Origin of the sequence: Bacillus cereus group sp. BfR-BA-01316, from assembly GCF_022664195.1 — a bacterium.
In the GTDB taxonomy this organism is placed as follows: domain Bacteria; phylum Bacillota; class Bacilli; order Bacillales; family Bacillaceae_G; genus Bacillus_A.
On the sequence record NZ_JAKUGX010000001.1, the window covers coordinates 232,090 to 249,761 of the forward strand.

Genomic DNA, 17,672 nt, shown 5'->3' on the forward strand with positions numbered 1-17,672 from the left:
AGATAAGAAAGAGAGGAGTGTGAACTATGGTTAATGTAGAGCCAATTATAATTGATAACTATACGTTCATTGCTGTTAGCGTAAAACTTCCAAAGACAAATTTGCTAGCTGTAATGAGCGATAAAGGATATATTATGTGCGGTGCTTTAGATGTAGGTCTTCTAAATGAGAAGTTAGGAGATCGAGGAATTATTGCTGGCCGTGCAGTTGGTGTAAGAACGATTGAACAACTTCTTGAAGCACCACTAGAATCGGTAACGACTGGAGCAGAAGCTTTAGGTATTCCAGTAGGAACGATTGGAAAAGATGCACTATTAAAAATGAGATAAGTATATATCGTCCCTCTTTCTTGCATAGAAATAGTATAAGAAGGAGGGTTTTCTTATGCGTAAATTTCGTTCGAACAATTCGCGGTTGCGAAGGGGACCGATTTCCTTTCGGTATATACTGCTTATTTCGTTTATTATTTTTATCGTAATGGTAGTTCAAGGTTTATGGATTGTAAATAAAAGTATTCAGCCAGCGTTAATTAAGTATGGAGAAACAGAGACGCATAAAATGGCAACAGCAGTTATGACGAAAGCGGTAAAAGACCGAATTAATGAAGGGTTTGATGTAGATTCATTAATGAAAGTGCAAACGGATAGGAATGGGAAAGTATCTACAATTGATTTAAATACAAAACAAGTAAATGAAATATTAACATCGACTACTGCATACATAGAGAAATATTTACAACAAGTAGAAAAAGGGGATACGAAAGCACTTGGTATTTTTGAAGAGAATGGGGTATCTATGTCAATTCCTTTTGGACGCATAACCGATAATGCGCTTCTTGGTAATATAGGGCCGGATATTCCGATTAATTTTACGCCAATTGGTCATGTGAATACGGATATTAAACAGCTAGTTGAGCCGCAAGGAATTAATAATACAGCGATCAAAATTATTATGGAAGTGGAAGTGACGTTACAAGTTATGATTCCGTTACGCACGAAAGAAATTAAGGTGAAGCAAAATATTCCGATTGCGACGCGCATCGTTCAAGGTGAGGTGCCTACTTATTACGGAAGTGGCGGAGTTGTTGTACCAGATAAAAAATAACCGTAGCAATTCGCTACGGTTATCGTTTTGTATTTGCTCGTTCTTTTCGTTCCCAAAGGCTTAAATGCATGTATGGATCGAAAGCCCATTCTGTATAGCCATTGTCTTTATACATGCCGAAATGTAAGTGGGGTGGGAACTTTCCAGCTGTGCCAGGAGGACCGTAACCAGTACTACCGACAAATCCGATTACTTTTCCTGGTTCGACAATTTGTCCGAGCTGTATTTCTTTAGAGAACCCGCCTAAATGAGCGTAATAGTGGTAATTATTATGAAGATCACGAATACCAATGCGCCATCCACCAAGACGATTCCATCCTTTTGTTTCAATAACGCCATAGCAAGTGGATCGTACAGGTACGCCATATCCAGCAAAAATATCGGTTCCTTCATGAATTCTCCTGCCGCCAAAACTTCTACCAGCACCAAAAGTACTACGATAGCTATGGTCACTGCGAATAGGGAGAGGGAAAGCATTTCCTTCTAAATTAATGCGCCCATAATGTTTATAAATTCGGGCGTATTCTGTAATTAATTCAACTGTTTTTGCACGTCTATAATATTCCCAAAGCATAATGTTAATACGGTCTTCTGACGTTCCTTGTTTCTTTAAAATGGTTGCTGCTGTATGCAGAAGATCACGGTCGTTATTTGCATTTGCAAATCCATCTTTGTCACCATCTAAACCCATTCCGCCAAATAGAGAAATCGTATGGGGGAGAGTATCATTACTATTAACAGGTCCAGCCCATATTTCAGGTTTGAAATAAAGGGAAATGATGGCATCTGGTTTTTTCGGAATATCCTTTCTTACGCCCCGTATGTTTCTTTCATATTGATCCATTGCAGCTAAGTAATACCACGGAATACTTGAAGATTGCTCAGTTTCTTTATATAGTGCCATGCGCTTTTCATATATGCTTTGCTGATTATCTTCACCGTAAGCGATGTTTTGGTGGAGAAGAAAGCAAATCGAAAGCAAAAGAGAAATTTTTCGAAGCATGAAATAGACTCCTTTCACAACATCACTCTTTTTAGTGTGGGATATACGGAGTATTTCATTATAGGGAACGATTGGAAAAAATCTTAGAATCTTCATTTGAGCAAATCGCTTTCATGCGTTAGAATAGATATGTTACATTGAAAGAAGCGAACACGGTAAACTATTTCATATTGTGCGGAGTTGATAACCATGACAAAACAAACAGAGTATAAGCGCAAGCCCGAATGGTTGAAAATTAAGTTAAACACGAATGAAAACTATACAGGCTTAAAGAAAATGATGCGTTCTAAGAATCTTCATACAGTTTGTGAAGAGGCGAAATGTCCGAATATTCATGAATGCTGGGCTGTAAGGAAAACAGCAACATTTATGATCTTAGGTGCGGTTTGTACACGTGCTTGTCGTTTTTGTGCGGTTAAAACAGGCTTGCCAACTGAGCTTGATTTACAAGAGCCAGAACGCGTAGCAGATTCTGTAGTACAAATGGGCTTAAAGCACGTTGTTATAACAGCGGTTGCACGTGATGATTTAAAGGATGGCGGGGCAGCTGTTTTTGCTGAAACAGTACGCGCTGTTCGTCGCAAAAATCCATTTACGTCAATCGAAGTATTACCATCTGATATGGGTGGGGTAGAAGAAAACTTAAAAATGTTAATGGATGCAAAACCAGATATTTTGAACCATAACATTGAAACAGTACGTCGATTATCTAACCGAGTTCGCGCTAGAGCAAAATATGATCGTTCATTAGAGTTTTTACGTCGAGCAAAAGAAATGCAGCCTGATATTCCAACTAAATCGAGCATTATGGTGGGCTTAGGTGAAACAAGAGAAGATTTAATTGAAGCAATGGATGACTTACGTGCAAACAATGTGGATATTTTAACTCTTGGACAATACCTACAACCATCTAAGAAGCATTTACCAGTTATTAAATATTACCCACCAGCAGAATTTGCAGAGCTTAAAGAAATTGCACTTAGCAAAGGATTTAGCCACTGTGAAGCTGGTCCACTTGTACGTTCTTCTTATCATGCGGACGAGCAAGTACGTTCTGCAAAAGAAAAAGTAGCAGAAGCGAAATAATGAAAAAAGAGAGCTAATGATTAGCTCTCTTTTTTCTTATACTCTAAAACTGTATTTTGACACGTTGATAAAATTCGTTTTAATTCCTCTGTGGATAATTCAATTGTAAATTCAGGTACACCAGGTGTGATTAAAACTTTCTTGTAAGTATAAATTGAACTGTCCACAATAATCGTTACATCTTGTGAATAACCGAAAGGAGCTACACATCCTGGCATGCAACCAGTCTCTTCTCTTAGCTCATCAGGAGAACAGAGAGATAAGCTTTCTCCTGTTATTTCTTTCATCTCTCCTCGGTTGAGGCGAGTTCCCTCTAACGTAAAGAATACGTAATACGCCCCGGATTTTGATTTTAAAAATAGGCTTTTACTTGGAGTACCTTGTAAGCCGAGCCTTTCACGAACGATGCGATCAGTCTCATAGTCAAGTACTGGTTCGTGTTCAAACTTTTCATATGAAGCATTTGTTTTATGTAGTAAAGAAAGTACGTCTTCGTACATATTGAATGATACCCCTCTCTATGTTTTACTGCAGTCTCGCCATATCTTCTCGCGGTGTCAACTGAATGTATTGGAAAGGGATATTACTTGGATGGCGCTTCCCATAATCGTTTTATGATAGATTGTTCATCAAGTGTAATTTCATAAATATCAGGATTCGTTAAAGTTTTCCATTCGTCAAAGCCAATAGTATGATCAAAGTGCTTTAAAATTAATGTGAGTAAGTTGCCGTGTGTAACGAGTAATGTTGTGTCATGCTCTAGCTTTAAAACTTCCTGAATAAGTGAGATTGCGCGATCCATCGCTTGTTTTGTTGACTCTCCGCCCAAAAAGGCAATATCTATATTGGTAAAAGTGTATTCTAGTTTTTGAAGCCAATCATCCATTGAAACAGTGCTTAATATGCGTTCTGCTAACCGTTCATCTTCTTGAATAGATAAATTAGCTTGGAGGGCATATGGCCGAATAGAATCGATAGCTCGGACAAATGGGCTTGAAATAATATGATCTATTTGTAGATGATTTGCTATGAGGAATGTAGCAACGGTGTTTGATTGGTCTCTTCCCATGTTTGTTAATTCGGCATTACGCTCTTGTCCAGTTGCTGAACAATGCCTGATTACAATAATTTTCTTCATATTTCATCCCCTTCTTTCAAGTTGACGATATATACTTCGACAAATGTGGAAAAAATTCCTTTTTCTTGGAAAGGGCATAGTGATCTAAGTATGTGGAAAAGTAATGTGGATAAATGAAAATTTGAGGTGCAATTATGAAAAAAATAATATGCATTGTATTCAGTATTTATTTTCTCATACAATTGTCCACAGCATATGCACAATCAAATCAAGAATTAGAATACCCGAGCAATCAAAATAAGTCGTTTGTGAATGAAGATGTGTTTTATGAACAGTTAGATAAGAAGGTCTATAAGGAATACAAAAATGCGGCGTATAGTGTTCGAAAGAAAATTTTATGGAAAGAAGTACAAGATGCAGAATTTACCTTCCGAAAAAAAACAGATGTTGGCTGTCGAAGTAGAGTGGTGATTCAAGATGTATTTGTTCATCCTGATCGCCAAGTGTATTTTTTTGCTTCCTTTTCTCAAGATGAAGTAGATGAGTTTCATAAGTATATAGTTATAGATGCAGAAATAAAGAGGGAGCTTTTAGGAGGAAAAAGCTATCACCATTGCGATAATCCACATGAAAAATAAACCACCAAAATTGGTGGTTTATTTTTACTCTGAAGCACTCACTAATTTCTCTTTCATTTTGCGAATAAGAACGAAAGCGCCAATCGCGAAGAGAAGAGTAATTCCTTCTGCTACAAAGATGTTAATCATTTTTGTTTGGTAAAGTGCTGCGAAAAAGTCCACAAGTGCGTGGAATAGTATAGCGTATACGAGGAAAATGTATTTCTTTTGTTTTACTGCGTATACGACAAGCATTGTGAAAGCAATTTGCAGAACGAGTGCCATAATTCTTTCTAAGCTACCAAGTAAGTATAAGTAGGCAGGTTGCTCTATTAACAAGTCCTTGATATGGCTCAACTGTGGGTATTGTTCAACCATTCGAGCGAAGCTACCATTGTTAATAGATGTTGCAAAGGTAAGAGTTTGAAGCCCAGCGAATCCGCCGACTAAAATCGATTCAATACCGCCGTGTCCAATTCCGTACGCAAGACCGTCTTTATAATCTCGATATTTTTTTAGTAAGTAGTAAAAGGCAACGAAACGACCTAGTTCTTCAAAAATACCAGCAGTTAGTCCGCCGAAAATCGAAAAGATAAATGGGTTCTTTAAAAATTCAGCTGTTGTGGGATTACCACGCATGAATAATTGGAATGGTGTTTCGAGAATTTGGGTAAACCCGATAAAGATAAGGATACCAACGCCAACTATTTTCCAATTAATATTATATTTCTTACGGAAATAAACGAGTACAATAATTGGGACCAGAACCGAAACAACGAGTTGAATTATGATACTGGCAATTACAGTATTTGAAACCATACTTTCACCGCTTTCTAATGTATGTACATATATATTATGCATGAAATGTAGGAGAATGTGGAGAGATGAATCTTTCAAAAACAAAATGAAATTTTTATTGACTCTAACGTTGCGTCATACTTTATCGTATGTATTAAGGGGGAGATACGCATGACAATGAGGATAAAAGAAGTAGCTAATTTAGTTGGAATTAGTGTGCGCACACTGCATCATTACGATGAAATTGGGTTGTTAACCCCAGATGAGACGACAGAGTCTGGATATCGTCTGTATTCCAATGAAAATTTAGAAACACTACAGCAAATTTTATTTTTTAAAGAGCTTGGCTTCCCTTTAAAGAAGATTAAGGAAATTATCATGAGTCCTTCATTCGACCGTGAAGAGGCATTACAGCTTCATAAGAAAATGCTTCTTGAAAAGCGAGCTAGGTTGGATAAAGTGATAGCGACAATTAATAAAACAATTCAGCATACAAAGGGAGAGATTGAGATGACGAATAAAGAGAAATTTGAAGGATTTGATTTTAGCCATAACCTGTATGAAGAAGAAGCGCGTGAACGATGGGGAGATGAGGCTGTAGATAAAGCGAATAAAACAGCGAAGGGTATGTCTACAGAGAAACAGGAGGAGTTTAATACTATTTACAGAAATCTAGCGACACTTCGAAATGGAGCACCGGATTCTAAAGAGGCGCAAGAAGCAATCGGGGTATGGTACGATTACTTGCAAAACTTCGGTGAATATTCATTAGAGGCATTTAAGGGACTCGGTCAAATGTATGTTGCTGATGAGCACTTTACGAAAAATATTGATAAGTTTGGTGAAGGTTTAGCGCAGTTTATGTGTGATGCGATGGAGGTTTATGCAAATCGTAAGAAATAGTAAAAAGGTGGAGGTTTTCTCCACCTTTTTATTTTTTTATCATATCATTTAAAGTTTGATCCCCCGTATTGTTCAAATGAGGATTATCGCTCATTTCACGTTTTAACATATCAAGACTTTGTTCATATTCTTTATCGTTTAAGCTACCAGATTGGAGACCTTGAATTTGAGAAATCAACTTTTGGTTTGTTGATACATATGCTTTATAATAGCGAGGGACGATGGACAAAGCTGTTTTATATACTTGATCTGTTACGAGTTTCGGATCCGTTGTGTTTGCACGGTATACAACGAACACTTCATCGTCGGTAACGAGTGTAGCGGCATTGGTGACATCAGGAAGTTTGACTGTCATGCTCGTAATCATTTCGGCGACTTTCTCACGGTTAATAGCGCCTACTTGTTTGTTAGATACTTCATGCTTCTGTTTAGAAGAATAACCGACTCTCGTTAACCTTGTATTTGTGTTTTCCGTATGATACATGTCGTTTTTGTTGGAAACAAGAACACGACTTCCTTCTTCACGCTCCATTTCGGCTTTATTAGTTGATTGGCAGCCTGCAAAGAAGGAAAGAGTGAGAAGAGAGAGTATAATTTGCTTTTTCACGATGTATCACCTCCTTCTCCATAGCATGCACTAATTTTCAATTTTTTGTATTTGAAATTGTTGGTTGTTATGCTTTGTGATACGATAAAAAGAAGAATGCTTAGAGAGGAAGTTCATAATGGAGCAAAAGCAAGAGATTCATACTACGGTGAGCGTTAATAATGTTCAGTACGAAGTAATTAAAAACTTTCGTGACGGTTTTAGTGAAGAAGCACTTAAAGAGCGCTATGCAGAAATTTTAAATAAATATGATTATATCGTTGGAGACTGGGGTTATGAGCAACTTAGATTGCGTGGATTCTTTGATGATAGTAATCAACGTTCGACATATGATACGAAAATTAGTACTTTATCAGAGTATTTATACGAGTACTGTAACTTCGGTTGTGCACACTTTGTATTACGAAAAGTGAAGAAATGAAAAAATCCTCTTACGATTGTAAGAGGATTTTTTCATAGCAGTTATACCAATTATGAGGAGGCTGTTTACTCTCAAAATAAACAGCACCTCGGCAAATATAATTGTTTTTTTCATATAGGCTTAATGAAACAGGGTTACCTGTAAAGCAATCTAGGCGTATTCCTTTGTAACCCTCCCGTCTTGCTTCATCTTCCCAAAAGGATAATAGTACTTTGCTATATCCTTTTCCTTGCGCGAGCGGATGGATGACGAAAGAGTGAACGATAAGAAAGCGTCCGTATGTTTCTGACCAGTCAATCAATTTGTATTCTGGAGACTCTGCTTCGTTTAAGACAACAGCGCCGACAAGTACTTGGTCTTGGAATAGACAATACAATTCGTCCTGTTCTAAATGATAGGAAATATGTTCGAGCGTCGGATAAGAATCGTCCCATTGGTAAATTTGATTCTGTAAGAGTGCTTCTTTACATTCTGTATACATCAAATTTAATTCGTCCAATAAATCAATTGTGCCTTTTTTTATTTTTAGCATAATCGTCTCCTTTACAAGAAAATTGAAATAAAATCACCTTCAGAAAGTGTTGTATTTGGTTTCATTTGTTGCCCGTTCAATTGGATATACCCATTTTTAATTTTATCCACAATGAGTGTACGGCTCCAATCTGAAATATATGTGGATAACACTTTATCAATCCGGTGGAAACCAAAAACTATGTCTAATACGATCGTTATTTCGGCTATACCACTTTCTTTGTATTGTGTAATGGAAATGGTAGTACTTGTTTCAGTTTGTTCTTGCTGAGCCATATCGACAGTTTCGACGTGATCAGTAAATGATTTATAAATGTGAAGCTTTTGGTTCCACGTATGATCTTTCGGACATTTATAAATTGCAAATCGGTATATGTTTTTTCCATTTGCGTTATGCCTGCGAATATTCGTATCAGTAAAAAGGGCAGTGCGCCTACAATTTTTACAATATTTTTCGATTGTGGATAACTCATTTTCATATAAACTCCAAGAAAGTTGTACTTTCTGCATTTTCCTTCACCTCTTATATAGTGGTAAAGGAACGTAATACAGCTATTTGGATGTCTTGTAGTATGAAGACATGAGAAGTAGACAAAAATAAAAGGAGATTCCCCTAAGAGGAACCTCCGTAAACATCATACTACAGATGCGTTACGTTCCTTCGTAATGGGAATGGGCAGACTACTCCCTTGAAAAAGCACGGTGCTTTTTTGAGAGTAATGCTATCCAATTGCTGGTCCATTACAAAGTAAATGTTGGCATACGTAGATAACGTCCTTTCTATCCAAATAGATTTGTTCATAAGTATAACATAAAAGATTGAAAATTCAAAACTTTAAATGTAAAAAAACACCAGCTAAAATAGCTGGTGTATAAGATAAATTATATAAGTTCAAATAAAAATGAGCGTAATTCTTCTGCAATTTCTTCAGACATAGAAAATGCATGCTCTAAGTAGCCTGGTTCGTTTAAATCGTCAGGACCGATGATAGCAAATTTGTTGCTCTGCATATCAAGGACTATCGTTTTACCGTAATGACGATCAGAGTATAGAAGCGCTAAATCATGACGCTCATTTTCCCCCATAAAGCTAACGAAACGAGTTTTTGTAGCGACTGTATCGTCGTACAGAAAGAAACGTTCTTCCATACACATGGCTCCTTTATTAAATATCTAAGTTTAAGTGTGGTTTATGGTCTAAATGGTGGTGTGTTTTAATGAATCGTACCGTTCTTGTTTTGTAACGCATAACGATAGAATATGTTTCAGCTAAATCTCCGCCAAGGAATTTCACGCCGTCTAATAATTCACCAGCAGATACACCTGTTGCTGAGAAGATTGCGTCATCACCAGATACTAAGTCATCTAACATAAGAAGTTGACGAGGATCTTCTAATCCCATTTCACGGCAACGAGCTTCTTCTTCTTCGTTCATTGGAACTAAGCGTGCCTGCATTTCACCTTCAAGGCATTTTAATGCTGCAGCAGAAATAACGCCTTCTGGAGCTCCGCCTACACCTACGAATAAGTCGATACCTGTCCCAGGTAGAGCTGTAGCGATTGATGCACCAACATCTCCATCACCAAATAGTTTTACGCGTGCACCTTTTGCACGAACACGGTCAATAATCTCTTGATGACGTTCACGTTCTTGCACGATAACCGTTAGGTCACGAATTTTTTTATTGTTTGCTTCTGCTACAATTTCAATTGTTTTTTCAATTGGATCATCTAAGCTAATTTTACCAGCTGCTTTTGGACCAACCGCGATTTTTTCCATGTACATATCCGGAGCATGAAGAAGGTTTCCTTTATCTGCGATTGCGATAACTGCCATTGCATTTGCAAGGCCTTTCGCAACGATGTTTGTACCTTCTAATGGATCAACGGCGATATCTACTTCTGGACCGTTACCTGTTCCTAGTTCTTCACCAATATACAACATCGGTGCTTCATCAAGTTCTCCTTCACCGATTACAACTGTACCTGCCATGTTTACTGAATCGAACATATCACGCATAGCTGTAGTTGCTGCATCATCTGCTTCGTTTTTCTTTCCGCGGCCCATCCACTGTGCAGATGCTAAGGCTGCTGCTTCTGTTACACGGACAATTTCTAGTGCGAGTTCACGTTCCAAGGTTGCATTCCTCCAATTTCAAAAATCATACAAATATAACTATAACAAATAACGAGGAAAAGGTGAATTCGAAAAATTGTCGATTTTTTCAGAAGAAAGCGTTACAATTAAAATGTAAATGCTTTAATTTCCAGGTAGGTGACATTCATGTACTTCGTAGACAGAAAGAAAATAGAACAAATGCTAGTATGTTTAGAACGAGCAACAAATACATTTCAAGAGAAAAAGACATATGAAACCGAGTTTGAATTTTATGCATTAGAGCGCATAGCCCATCTTATTATCGATTGTATATTAGATGTAGGAAATGCGATGATTGATGGATTTATTATGCGCGATCCAGGAAGTTACGAAGATATTATTGATATTTTAATGGACGAGAGAGTTATAAGTGGAGAAGAGGGAGCGCATATTAAAGAAATTATTCTTCTTCGAAAAATGCTTACGCAAGATTATATTCAAATGAATCATGATGAATTATATAAGACGATTCAAAAACATATTGCCGTGGTAGAGAAATACCCAGTGAATATTCACAGTTATTTAGAAAAGGAATTAGGGCCTGTATCTGCATTTGTACCAGAATAATTGTGCTTATAAGATCCCCAAAATACTTTTTGGGGATCTTATATTGTATATGAGAAAAGGGAGAAGGGCGAGTTATGGGGCAAGCACGTACGACGAAAGAAGAGATTGTACAATTGTTGAAGGTAAAGGGCGAGCATACTGTAGCAGAATTAGCCGAAGCTTTAGAAATTACGGAAATGGCAATTCGAAGGCATTTAAGTAATCTTGAGAAAGATGAGCTAATTTATTCAAAGATGGTAAGGCAGCATGTTGGACGACCAACATATTTGTATGGATTAAGTCAAAAGGGAGAAGATACATTCCCGAAAGAATATAAGCAGTTTGCTATTGAAATACTAGATGATTTAGCTCGAATGGGCGATGAAAAAATACTTCGTTACGTTTTACAAGCGAGAACGAAACGAATGGAAGAACAGTTGCAAAAGAAGATAAGTAATCAAAGTAATTTAGCGTATAAAGTACAGGAACTAGCTGCTATGCAAGAGAAAAATGGTTATATGGTTCAAATAAAGAGAGATGGGGAACGCTCTTTCATACTTGAAAAGCAAAACTGCCCGTTAAAGGAAATAGCGGAGAAATTCCCGCAAGTGTGTGAAGATGAAAAAGATATGTACAAACGATTATTTGTAGATGCAAATGTGAAGACGTTAACGAACATGTGTGAAGGCGATTGTAATTGCTCGTATCAAATAAAAGAGAAAAAATGAACGTTATGGGACGCTTTAGGGTAAAGCGTTTTTTTCTTTTGAAAAAGGGGTTAATATAAGAGTGGTATGATAGGTGAGAACGTTAGCATAGAAGGAGAGACAAATAGATGTATAAAGGTTATTTAATTGACTTAGACGGTACGATGTATCGCGGAGAAGAACAAATTGAAGAAGCAAGTGACTTCGTAAAAGCATTAGGAGAACGTGGTATTCCATATTTATTCGTTACAAATAACTCAACTCGTAAACCAGAACAAGTTGCAGAAAAACTTGTTCGTTTCGATATTCCAGCGAAAGCGGAGCAAGTATTCACAACGAGTATGGCTACAGCGAACTTTATTTATGAGCGTAAACAAGATGCAACTGTATATATGATTGGTGAAGAGGGCTTACACGATGCTCTTGTTGAAAAAGGATTTGAACTTGTGGATGAAAATCCTGATTTCGTCGTTGTTGGTTTAGATCGCGATATCACATATGAAAAGTTAGCAAAAGCATGTCTTGCTGTACGTAACGGTGCGACGTTTATTTCAACAAATGGGGATATTGCGATTCCGACTGAGCGCGGATTATTACCAGGGAACGGTTCATTAACATCAGTTGTTGCAGTATCAACAGGTGTGGATCCAATCTTTATCGGTAAACCAGAATCAATCATTATGGAACAAGCGTTAAAAGTGCTTGGCATAGGAAAAGAAGAAGCTTTAATGGTTGGGGATAACTACGATACAGATATTTTAGCGGGGATAAATGCTAGTATGCATACCCTTCTTGTCCACACTGGAGTAACAACTGTGGAGAAGTTAACAGAATATGAAGTACAACCAACGCAAGTTGTGCATAACTTGACGGAGTGGATTGAGAAGATGTAATGAAAGGCAGGTAACCGGGAGCGGTTGCCTGTTTTTTTATGCATAATTGCATATGTACTATAGTTATATAAAATGTAAAATTTACATGTGGTGATATAAAGGGGGAGGGAATAAGAGTGTATTGGATGTCATGTATTATGTTTGTTTTTACATTATGTGTTTTGTTCTTTGTTCTATGGAAGATATATAAAATAAATGAAATGAAAAAAAGCGCGGGAAAACTTATTGCAACATATCCTCGGGTGAAACGACGTTGGATTGCATTACTTGGACCAGCGTACTTCATCGGACAATGTATGTATATATATGCTCAGTACGTAAGTGGTGATATTGGTACAGTTGAACAGTTTCTCATTCAGTCAGGTAGTTATGCTGTAGCAAGTTGTTTTATGACTTTAATAGCTATCCATCTGATTAAAAGTGTACAAATATATGAAAAAGGTGTAATAGACGGATTGAACTTTTATTCATACGAAGAATTAAAAGGCTATAAAACATCAACATGGGAAAATCCAAAAGAAAATATATTTTTATATCGCGGGCGAGAAAAAATGAATGACAATGTAAATTTACTTATTAGACAGGAAGATATGAATGAATTAGAAAGTATACTTCAAAGATATATTCCGAAATTGATGATGAAATAAAAAACTCCGGTTGTTATAACCGGAGTTTTTTATTAAAATGCGCGATTCACAACGTCTTTAACTTCTTCAAGATATTGTTTACGCACACTGTCATCCACAGAAGGAACACTTGTATAGAATGTATGCTCAAGTGTTTCAATGCCTGTAAATTCAAAAATACCAACATCCGCTGTTTTCTTCATTGCGTCAAACATACCGTCTGCTGTGTATGCCTCTTTCGTATTACCCATTGTAGATAATAACAATCCTTTTTTACCGCTTAATAACTTTTCAATGCCATTTCCACCGTAAGCATAAGCGAAGCCGTGGCTAAATACACGGTCAACATATCCTTTTAAAATAGCAGGAAGTCCTGCCCACCAAACTGGATAAATAAATGTAATGCTATCAGCCCAAGAGATATGCTCTTGTTCTTCTTTAATATCTTCTGGTGTGTTTCCTTGAGAAAATGAGGTGAAATCGGAAGCGCCTAATACTGGATTGAAGTTTAATTCATATAAGTCTCTAACGCGTACTTCATGCCCTTTTCCTTCTAATTCACTTTTTACAGTTTCTAAAATAGCATGGTTGAAGCTTTCTGTATTCGGATGTGCATAAACGATTACATGTTTCATTTTTCTTCCTCCTATTTGTGGATATGTGAATAGTTTTTATATATTTGTGTAACTATTATGGTTACTTTCGTTGCGAGAATCAACTTTTCTGACGTGAGAAATAAAGTGAAACTTTAATCGGTGGGGGTTTTGTCCATCCCGCACTGATTATTTGCTCACACTAATCGGGCACTTACTGCCGGTTAATATAAATGTTAGTATGTGACAAAAAAATACAAAATAGTAGGGATTTTGCATTTTCGAATAGAATATATAGATTGGCAAATAGAGAGAGAAGGGGATATCGGGATGAATATTATTGAAATTGAAAGGTTAGAAAAATCGTTTGATATTGGGGATAGCAAAGTAAAGATATTAAAAGGTATCAATCTTCAAATTCAAAAAGGGGATTTCGTTTGTATTATGGGGGCAAGTGGGTCGGGTAAAACGACCTTACTTCAGCTGTTAGGTGGATTAGATATTCCATCGTTAGGTAGTATTCGAGTTGATGGTACAGAGATTTCAACATTAAAAGAAAAAGAGCTCGCTTTGTTTAGAAGGCATAAAATCGGTTTTATTTTTCAACAGTTTAATTTGATTCCAGTGTTTAGTGCGGAGGAAAATGTAGGATTGCCTTTACTGTTAGATAATGTCTCGCAAAAGAAGGCGACTGTGACAGCAAATCGCTTATTAGATCTTGTTGGATTGAAGGGAAAAGAAAAGCATTTACCAGCACAGTTATCAGGTGGTCAACAGCAAAGGGTTGCAATTGCAAGGGCTTTTGCAAATGAGCCAGCTATTATATTAGCGGATGAACCAACAGGGGCATTAGATTCAGAAAATAGCAAAAATATAATCGCCGCCCTTCGCAATGCCTGTGATGAGTTAGGACAAACAGCTGTCATTGTAACGCATGATCCATTCGTAGCGGCCCATGCGGATAAAGTTGTTTTCTTATTAGATGGTGAAGTGATTTATGAACATGCTGAAAGTAAGGGATGGAAATTTCGAAATATCCCGCAGCAAGTTACTCACATTCAAGAAATTATGAATCATCACTTTAAAGTAGGAGGTAAAGGTGATGCGCTGGGTAATTAAGTATGCGGTGAAATCAATGAAACAAAATTGGTTAAGAAATATGTTGATTGCCCTTGGAGCAGCGTTAGGTGTTATGTTAGCGACTATGTTATTACTAGGGAATCAATCAGTTGAGCAAAGTGTGAAGGAACAAGTAGTAAGTCGTTATGGAGATTATAATTTGCAATTTGGATATATAAAGAATGATATGTATTTAAATAATGAAAGTTTAAAAGGGATAGATGGCTTAGAAAACGCTGAAAAAATATCAAAAGTACTTATACCGTATCCTTTACCACAGTATAAAGAGCTATCAGGGAAGCCGTCTTATTGGGGTGTTGAGCAAGATTCACCAGAAATGCGTTCTTATAAAGTTGCAGAAGGACGATATCCGAAAGAAGGTGCTGAAGTAGCACTGACAAAAGGGTATACAGACCGTGAAAATATACGTGTAGGAGATATGATCAAACTTCCGTTTCCACCGCATGGAGAAAAGACTGTTAAAGTTGTCGGGATTTTGAATCCACCTTTAATGGCGGCAATGGGGCATGGTTCTTATTTTCCAATTAATTGGCTTCAAAAAGAACTAAATCTACAAAATCAATTCAATCTCGTTCAAGTGAAAGCACTGGATGTAAATGTGAAAAGGGCAATTGCTCTTGATGTAAATAAGAAGATAGAAAATATAAAGGTAGATCAGCGTACTTATGTCGATAAGGCATTTGAACGACTAAATGTAATGAAGCCATTAATTTTTAGTTTAGGTGGTATTGCCTTATTTGTAGTAGCCCTTTTAATAATGGGAAGTTTCTTCTTATCTGTCAGAAGTCGATTTAAGCAATGGGCATTATTACGTGCACTTGGTAGTAATCCAAATCAAATTATATTAGTCGTTTTATTAGAGGCTTTATGTATTGGAGCAATTGGATCTCTAGCAGGAATTGTTCTTGGAGCGAGTACGCACACAATTGCGGCATCATTCATTAATAAATGGGTGAATATTGAGAGTGCAGGGAAAGAATCATTCTCGATTTCAGGTGAGATTTTACTCATTACGTTTTCACTAGGGATTGTTATGTCTGTCATAGGGGCTATTATACCAGCTTTCATGGTTAGAAAGATTCCCCCAGTTCAAGCACTTCGGCCCGGTCTTCCTAGTAATGAGAAAAAAGAAAAAAGATGGAGTACTTTTAGTTGTAGCATTTTAATTATTGGTACTGTTATTGGACTAGCAGGTAACGTATTAGAGGAGTATATCGGTTTTAATCCAAGTGCGATAGGAGCGCTGTTATTTGCAGTTGGTTTGTTATTTGCAATTCCGTTATTTATTCGTATGATAGCGCCATTTATTGCGAAACCTTTGCAAATGATATTTCGAATTGAAACGACGATTAGTAGCCGTAATGTAATTCGTTATCGGAATAAGGCAACGGTGTCAGTTGCTATACTAGCATTTGGTTTTATGTTAGCACTTGTTGGAACGATGTATGTAAACTCTATGTATGAAGGTACGAAGAAAGGATTACAAAAGCATTTACCAGCGGATTTAGTAATACGTGTACCGATGGAATCGCAAGAAATTGAAACTTTACCATTTAGTTGGATGGAGAAGGTTAAAAAAGTTGACGGTGTAGAAGCGAGTGTAGGGAATGCTGCTGATTTCACAGCAAAACTTGTAAATTATGACTTTAAGAAAGCAAATCAAGAATGGTATGAATATAGGAGGAAAAATAATTTTAATTATGACTCAATGGAAGTTGTAGGTAATGATATTGTAGCGTATCAGAAAGTAACAAAGGCAAAAGTGATTTCAGGACAAAATTTAAATAAGCCATTACAAGATGGTGAAGGAGTCGTTACGAAAGAAACGGCTAAAAATTTAGGGATTCAGTTACATGATACGATCGAAGTACAAGGGAAAGGAAAAGAAAAACAAACGATTAAAGTCGTTTCGATTATTGAGCAAGGATTAAGGCTAAGAGGATCAGATATTTTTGTAAATGAACAATGGGCCCGTGATAATTTTCACGTGCAAGGATATGAAGCGATTCAAATTATGACAAATTCTAATCAATCATTTGAAGCAATTAAGAAACAAGTAAAACAAATTACAAATAATAAAGAGAACGTAGAAGTTATTAATAGTTATGATCTATTGAAAGAGCAGGAGCAGTTATTATCGCAAATGATGATGTTAATTCGCTTGTTAGTTGTCATTATTTTCATTATTTCTGGTATAGGATTAATGAATGCGATTGTCGCAAGTTTACATGAAAGACGTGCTGAAATTAGTATGATTCGTGCGGTAGGAGCTATTCCGAAGCAAATGAGACGGATTGTTTTATTAGAGGGAACTTTACTCGGAGCGATAGCTGGTTGTATTGGCATTTTTGGCGGAATTTTGTTTAGTTATATTGTGTTATCAAGCTTAGAGTTAACGGTTATTATCGTTCCGTATAATCAAGTTTTCATATTGGCCCTAGCTAGTGTGATACTCGGAGCAGGTGCAGCAATGATTGCTTCATTACAATTAAGAAAGTTTAAATTGAGTGATACTTTAAAGGAGTTATCAGCATAAAAGATTACTATACCCCGCTCATACAAAGTACAAAGAAGACGAATAAAATGATAACAATACCGATACCAAAGTTAAATACAAGAGTACTATCCATATATGTAACCTCCTTGTTTGAAAGTAAAAAGCACTCTGGCTGGAGTGCTTTTTATTATCCGAATCTGTCGCAACGAACGCCGCAACGTATAGAAAGGGAATAATGTGTTTAAAGAGTTATATTAATTTATGCATTAACTTTGTAAATGAGCAGGTCCTGCTCAGGTATAGAAAAAAAGACACTCTTTCGAGTGTCTTTCATGATGACAAAATGTGCCAATTGCTTGAATTT

At 36.7% G+C, this 17,672-nt stretch carries 22 protein-coding genes; 12 read left to right on the plus strand and 10 right to left on the minus strand.

Annotated elements, in window-relative coordinates; translation table 11 throughout:
* Positions 1–26 precede the first annotated feature (26 nt).
* Positions 27–329 carry a YunC family protein gene (locus MR071_RS01175; RefSeq protein ID WP_002015926.1) on the plus strand — a complete coding sequence of 101 codons (303 nt, stop codon included), beginning with the start codon at positions 27–29 and terminating at the stop codon, positions 327–329.
* 55 nt (positions 330–384) lie between these two features.
* Entirely contained in the window at positions 385–1,104 is a 720-nt protein-coding gene (gene yunB / locus MR071_RS01180) for a sporulation protein YunB (RefSeq protein WP_105585507.1), read from the plus strand.
* Positions 1,105–1,123: 19 nt separating this feature from the next.
* Here the strand turns inward: yunB and MR071_RS01185 are convergent, their stop codons facing one another.
* Positions 1,124–2,107 carry a M23 family metallopeptidase gene (locus MR071_RS01185; RefSeq protein ID WP_105585506.1) on the minus strand — a complete coding sequence of 328 codons (984 nt, stop codon included), beginning with the start codon at positions 2,105–2,107 and terminating at the stop codon, positions 1,124–1,126.
* A 189-nt stretch (positions 2,108–2,296) separates the two neighbouring features.
* Between MR071_RS01185 and lipA the strand changes: the two genes are divergently transcribed.
* On the plus strand, positions 2,297–3,193 hold the full coding sequence (gene lipA, locus MR071_RS01190) for a lipoyl synthase (RefSeq protein ID WP_105585505.1): 897 nt from the start codon (positions 2,297–2,299) through the stop codon (positions 3,191–3,193).
* A 20-nt stretch (positions 3,194–3,213) separates the two neighbouring features.
* Here lipA and MR071_RS01195 read toward each other — a convergent pair whose 3' ends face one another.
* Positions 3,214–3,693 carry a YbaK/EbsC family protein gene (locus tag MR071_RS01195; RefSeq protein WP_105585504.1) on the minus strand — a complete coding sequence of 160 codons (480 nt, stop codon included), beginning with the start codon at positions 3,691–3,693 and terminating at the stop codon, positions 3,214–3,216.
* Between the two features lie 83 nt (positions 3,694–3,776).
* Positions 3,777–4,331: a histidine phosphatase family protein gene (locus tag MR071_RS01200; protein WP_105585503.1), complete on the minus strand. Its 555-nt coding sequence runs from the start codon at positions 4,329–4,331 to the stop codon at positions 3,777–3,779.
* Positions 4,332–4,465: 134 nt separating this feature from the next.
* Between MR071_RS01200 and MR071_RS01205 the strand changes: the two genes are divergently transcribed.
* On the plus strand, positions 4,466–4,909 hold the full coding sequence (locus tag MR071_RS01205; protein ID WP_105585502.1) for a hypothetical protein: 444 nt from the start codon (positions 4,466–4,468) through the stop codon (positions 4,907–4,909).
* A gap of 24 nt (positions 4,910–4,933) precedes the next feature.
* On the opposite strand, the gene MR071_RS01210 is transcribed toward MR071_RS01205, so the two are convergent.
* Positions 4,934–5,749: a YhfC family intramembrane metalloprotease gene (locus MR071_RS01210; RefSeq protein ID WP_105585501.1), complete on the minus strand. Its 816-nt coding sequence runs from the start codon at positions 5,747–5,749 to the stop codon at positions 4,934–4,936.
* Positions 5,750–5,857: 108 nt separating this feature from the next.
* Here MR071_RS01210 and MR071_RS01215 point away from each other — a divergent pair, with 108 nt between their 5' ends.
* Complete coding sequence (locus MR071_RS01215) at positions 5,858–6,589, plus strand: MerR family transcriptional regulator (RefSeq protein ID WP_105585500.1); 732 nt, start codon at positions 5,858–5,860, stop codon at positions 6,587–6,589.
* A gap of 28 nt (positions 6,590–6,617) precedes the next feature.
* Here the strand turns inward: MR071_RS01215 and MR071_RS01220 are convergent, their stop codons facing one another.
* Positions 6,618–7,196: a YhcN/YlaJ family sporulation lipoprotein gene (locus MR071_RS01220; RefSeq protein ID WP_199627481.1), complete on the minus strand. Its 579-nt coding sequence runs from the start codon at positions 7,194–7,196 to the stop codon at positions 6,618–6,620.
* Positions 7,197–7,314: 118 nt separating this feature from the next.
* Between MR071_RS01220 and MR071_RS01225 the strand changes: the two genes are divergently transcribed.
* Complete coding sequence (locus MR071_RS01225; protein ID WP_002015914.1) at positions 7,315–7,617, plus strand: YutD family protein; 303 nt, start codon at positions 7,315–7,317, stop codon at positions 7,615–7,617.
* 10 nt (positions 7,618–7,627) lie between these two features.
* Here MR071_RS01225 and MR071_RS01230 read toward each other — a convergent pair whose 3' ends face one another.
* From MR071_RS01230 to glpX, 4 genes are all read right to left on the minus strand, one after another.
* Positions 7,628–8,149 (minus strand): GNAT family N-acetyltransferase, encoded by a 522-nt coding sequence (locus MR071_RS01230; protein ID WP_105585498.1) that lies wholly within the window; start codon positions 8,147–8,149, stop codon positions 7,628–7,630.
* A gap of 11 nt (positions 8,150–8,160) precedes the next feature.
* A complete protein-coding gene (locus tag MR071_RS01235; RefSeq protein WP_105585497.1) occupies positions 8,161–8,658 on the minus strand; it encodes a cytoplasmic protein in 498 nt (165 codons plus the stop codon).
* A gap of 372 nt (positions 8,659–9,030) precedes the next feature.
* Positions 9,031–9,297 carry a DUF3055 domain-containing protein gene (locus MR071_RS01240; protein WP_000392612.1) on the minus strand — a complete coding sequence of 89 codons (267 nt, stop codon included), beginning with the start codon at positions 9,295–9,297 and terminating at the stop codon, positions 9,031–9,033.
* Positions 9,298–9,313: 16 nt separating this feature from the next.
* Positions 9,314–10,285 carry a class II fructose-bisphosphatase gene (gene glpX / locus MR071_RS01245; RefSeq protein ID WP_002174048.1) on the minus strand — a complete coding sequence of 324 codons (972 nt, stop codon included), beginning with the start codon at positions 10,283–10,285 and terminating at the stop codon, positions 9,314–9,316.
* A gap of 147 nt (positions 10,286–10,432) precedes the next feature.
* Here glpX and MR071_RS01250 point away from each other — a divergent pair, with 147 nt between their 5' ends.
* The 4 genes from MR071_RS01250 to MR071_RS01265 all read left to right on the plus strand — a co-directional run bounded on the left by MR071_RS01250 (position 10,433) and on the right by MR071_RS01265 (position 13,099).
* Positions 10,433–10,873, plus strand: a complete 441-nt coding sequence (locus tag MR071_RS01250; RefSeq protein WP_105585496.1) for a DUF86 domain-containing protein — start codon at positions 10,433–10,435, stop codon at positions 10,871–10,873.
* A 74-nt stretch (positions 10,874–10,947) separates the two neighbouring features.
* Positions 10,948–11,580: a helix-turn-helix transcriptional regulator gene (locus MR071_RS01255; protein WP_105585495.1), complete on the plus strand. Its 633-nt coding sequence runs from the start codon at positions 10,948–10,950 to the stop codon at positions 11,578–11,580.
* A 107-nt stretch (positions 11,581–11,687) separates the two neighbouring features.
* The gene (locus tag MR071_RS01260) at positions 11,688–12,452 is read left to right on the plus strand and encodes a TIGR01457 family HAD-type hydrolase (RefSeq protein WP_105585494.1); all 765 of its coding nucleotides are present in this window, start codon (positions 11,688–11,690) and stop codon (positions 12,450–12,452) included.
* A 116-nt stretch (positions 12,453–12,568) separates the two neighbouring features.
* Positions 12,569–13,099: an iron ABC transporter substrate-binding protein gene (locus MR071_RS01265; RefSeq protein WP_105585493.1), complete on the plus strand. Its 531-nt coding sequence runs from the start codon at positions 12,569–12,571 to the stop codon at positions 13,097–13,099.
* Between the two features lie 32 nt (positions 13,100–13,131).
* On the opposite strand, the gene MR071_RS01270 is transcribed toward MR071_RS01265, so the two are convergent.
* Positions 13,132–13,713, minus strand: a complete 582-nt coding sequence (locus tag MR071_RS01270) for an NAD(P)H-dependent oxidoreductase (RefSeq protein ID WP_242234671.1) — start codon at positions 13,711–13,713, stop codon at positions 13,132–13,134.
* A 288-nt stretch (positions 13,714–14,001) separates the two neighbouring features.
* Here MR071_RS01270 and MR071_RS01275 point away from each other — a divergent pair, with 288 nt between their 5' ends.
* A complete protein-coding gene (locus MR071_RS01275) occupies positions 14,002–14,790 on the plus strand; it encodes an ABC transporter ATP-binding protein (protein ID WP_105585491.1) in 789 nt (262 codons plus the stop codon).
* Positions 14,774–17,347 (plus strand): FtsX-like permease family protein, encoded by a 2,574-nt coding sequence (locus MR071_RS01280; RefSeq protein WP_142395815.1) that lies wholly within the window; start codon positions 14,774–14,776, stop codon positions 17,345–17,347. Before MR071_RS01275 ends, MR071_RS01280 begins: the two co-directional genes overlap by 17 nt.
* The last annotated feature ends 325 nt before the right edge of the window (positions 17,348–17,672 follow it).

Bases quoted from the DNA above. Each gene is read 5' to 3' on its own strand.
- MR071_RS01175 (WP_002015926.1), top strand. From the start codon at position 27: ATGGTTAATGTAGAGCCAATTATAATTGATAACTATACGTTCATTGCT.
- yunB (WP_105585507.1), top strand. From the start codon at position 385: ATGCGTAAATTTCGTTCGAACAATTCGCGGTTGCGAAGGGGACCGATT.
- MR071_RS01185 (WP_105585506.1), bottom strand. From the start codon at position 2,107: ATGCTTCGAAAAATTTCTCTTTTGCTTTCGATTTGCTTTCTTCTCCAC.
- lipA (WP_105585505.1), top strand. From the start codon at position 2,297: ATGACAAAACAAACAGAGTATAAGCGCAAGCCCGAATGGTTGAAAATT.
- MR071_RS01195 (WP_105585504.1), bottom strand. From the start codon at position 3,693: ATGTACGAAGACGTACTTTCTTTACTACATAAAACAAATGCTTCATAT.
- MR071_RS01200 (WP_105585503.1), bottom strand. From the start codon at position 4,331: ATGAAGAAAATTATTGTAATCAGGCATTGTTCAGCAACTGGACAAGAG.
- MR071_RS01205 (WP_105585502.1), top strand. From the start codon at position 4,466: ATGAAAAAAATAATATGCATTGTATTCAGTATTTATTTTCTCATACAA.
- MR071_RS01210 (WP_105585501.1), bottom strand. From the start codon at position 5,749: ATGCATAATATATATGTACATACATTAGAAAGCGGTGAAAGTATGGTT.
- MR071_RS01215 (WP_105585500.1), top strand. From the start codon at position 5,858: ATGACAATGAGGATAAAAGAAGTAGCTAATTTAGTTGGAATTAGTGTG.
- MR071_RS01225 (WP_002015914.1), top strand. From the start codon at position 7,315: ATGGAGCAAAAGCAAGAGATTCATACTACGGTGAGCGTTAATAATGTT.
- MR071_RS01230 (WP_105585498.1), bottom strand. From the start codon at position 8,149: ATGCTAAAAATAAAAAAAGGCACAATTGATTTATTGGACGAATTAAAT.
- MR071_RS01235 (WP_105585497.1), bottom strand. From the start codon at position 8,658: ATGCAGAAAGTACAACTTTCTTGGAGTTTATATGAAAATGAGTTATCC.
- MR071_RS01240 (WP_000392612.1), bottom strand. From the start codon at position 9,297: ATGGAAGAACGTTTCTTTCTGTACGACGATACAGTCGCTACAAAAACT.
- MR071_RS01250 (WP_105585496.1), top strand. From the start codon at position 10,433: ATGTACTTCGTAGACAGAAAGAAAATAGAACAAATGCTAGTATGTTTA.
- MR071_RS01255 (WP_105585495.1), top strand. From the start codon at position 10,948: ATGGGGCAAGCACGTACGACGAAAGAAGAGATTGTACAATTGTTGAAG.
- MR071_RS01260 (WP_105585494.1), top strand. From the start codon at position 11,688: ATGTATAAAGGTTATTTAATTGACTTAGACGGTACGATGTATCGCGGA.
- MR071_RS01270 (WP_242234671.1), bottom strand. From the start codon at position 13,713: ATGAAACATGTAATCGTTTATGCACATCCGAATACAGAAAGCTTCAAC.
- MR071_RS01275 (WP_105585491.1), top strand. From the start codon at position 14,002: ATGAATATTATTGAAATTGAAAGGTTAGAAAAATCGTTTGATATTGGG.
- MR071_RS01280 (WP_142395815.1), top strand. From the start codon at position 14,774: ATGCGCTGGGTAATTAAGTATGCGGTGAAATCAATGAAACAAAATTGG.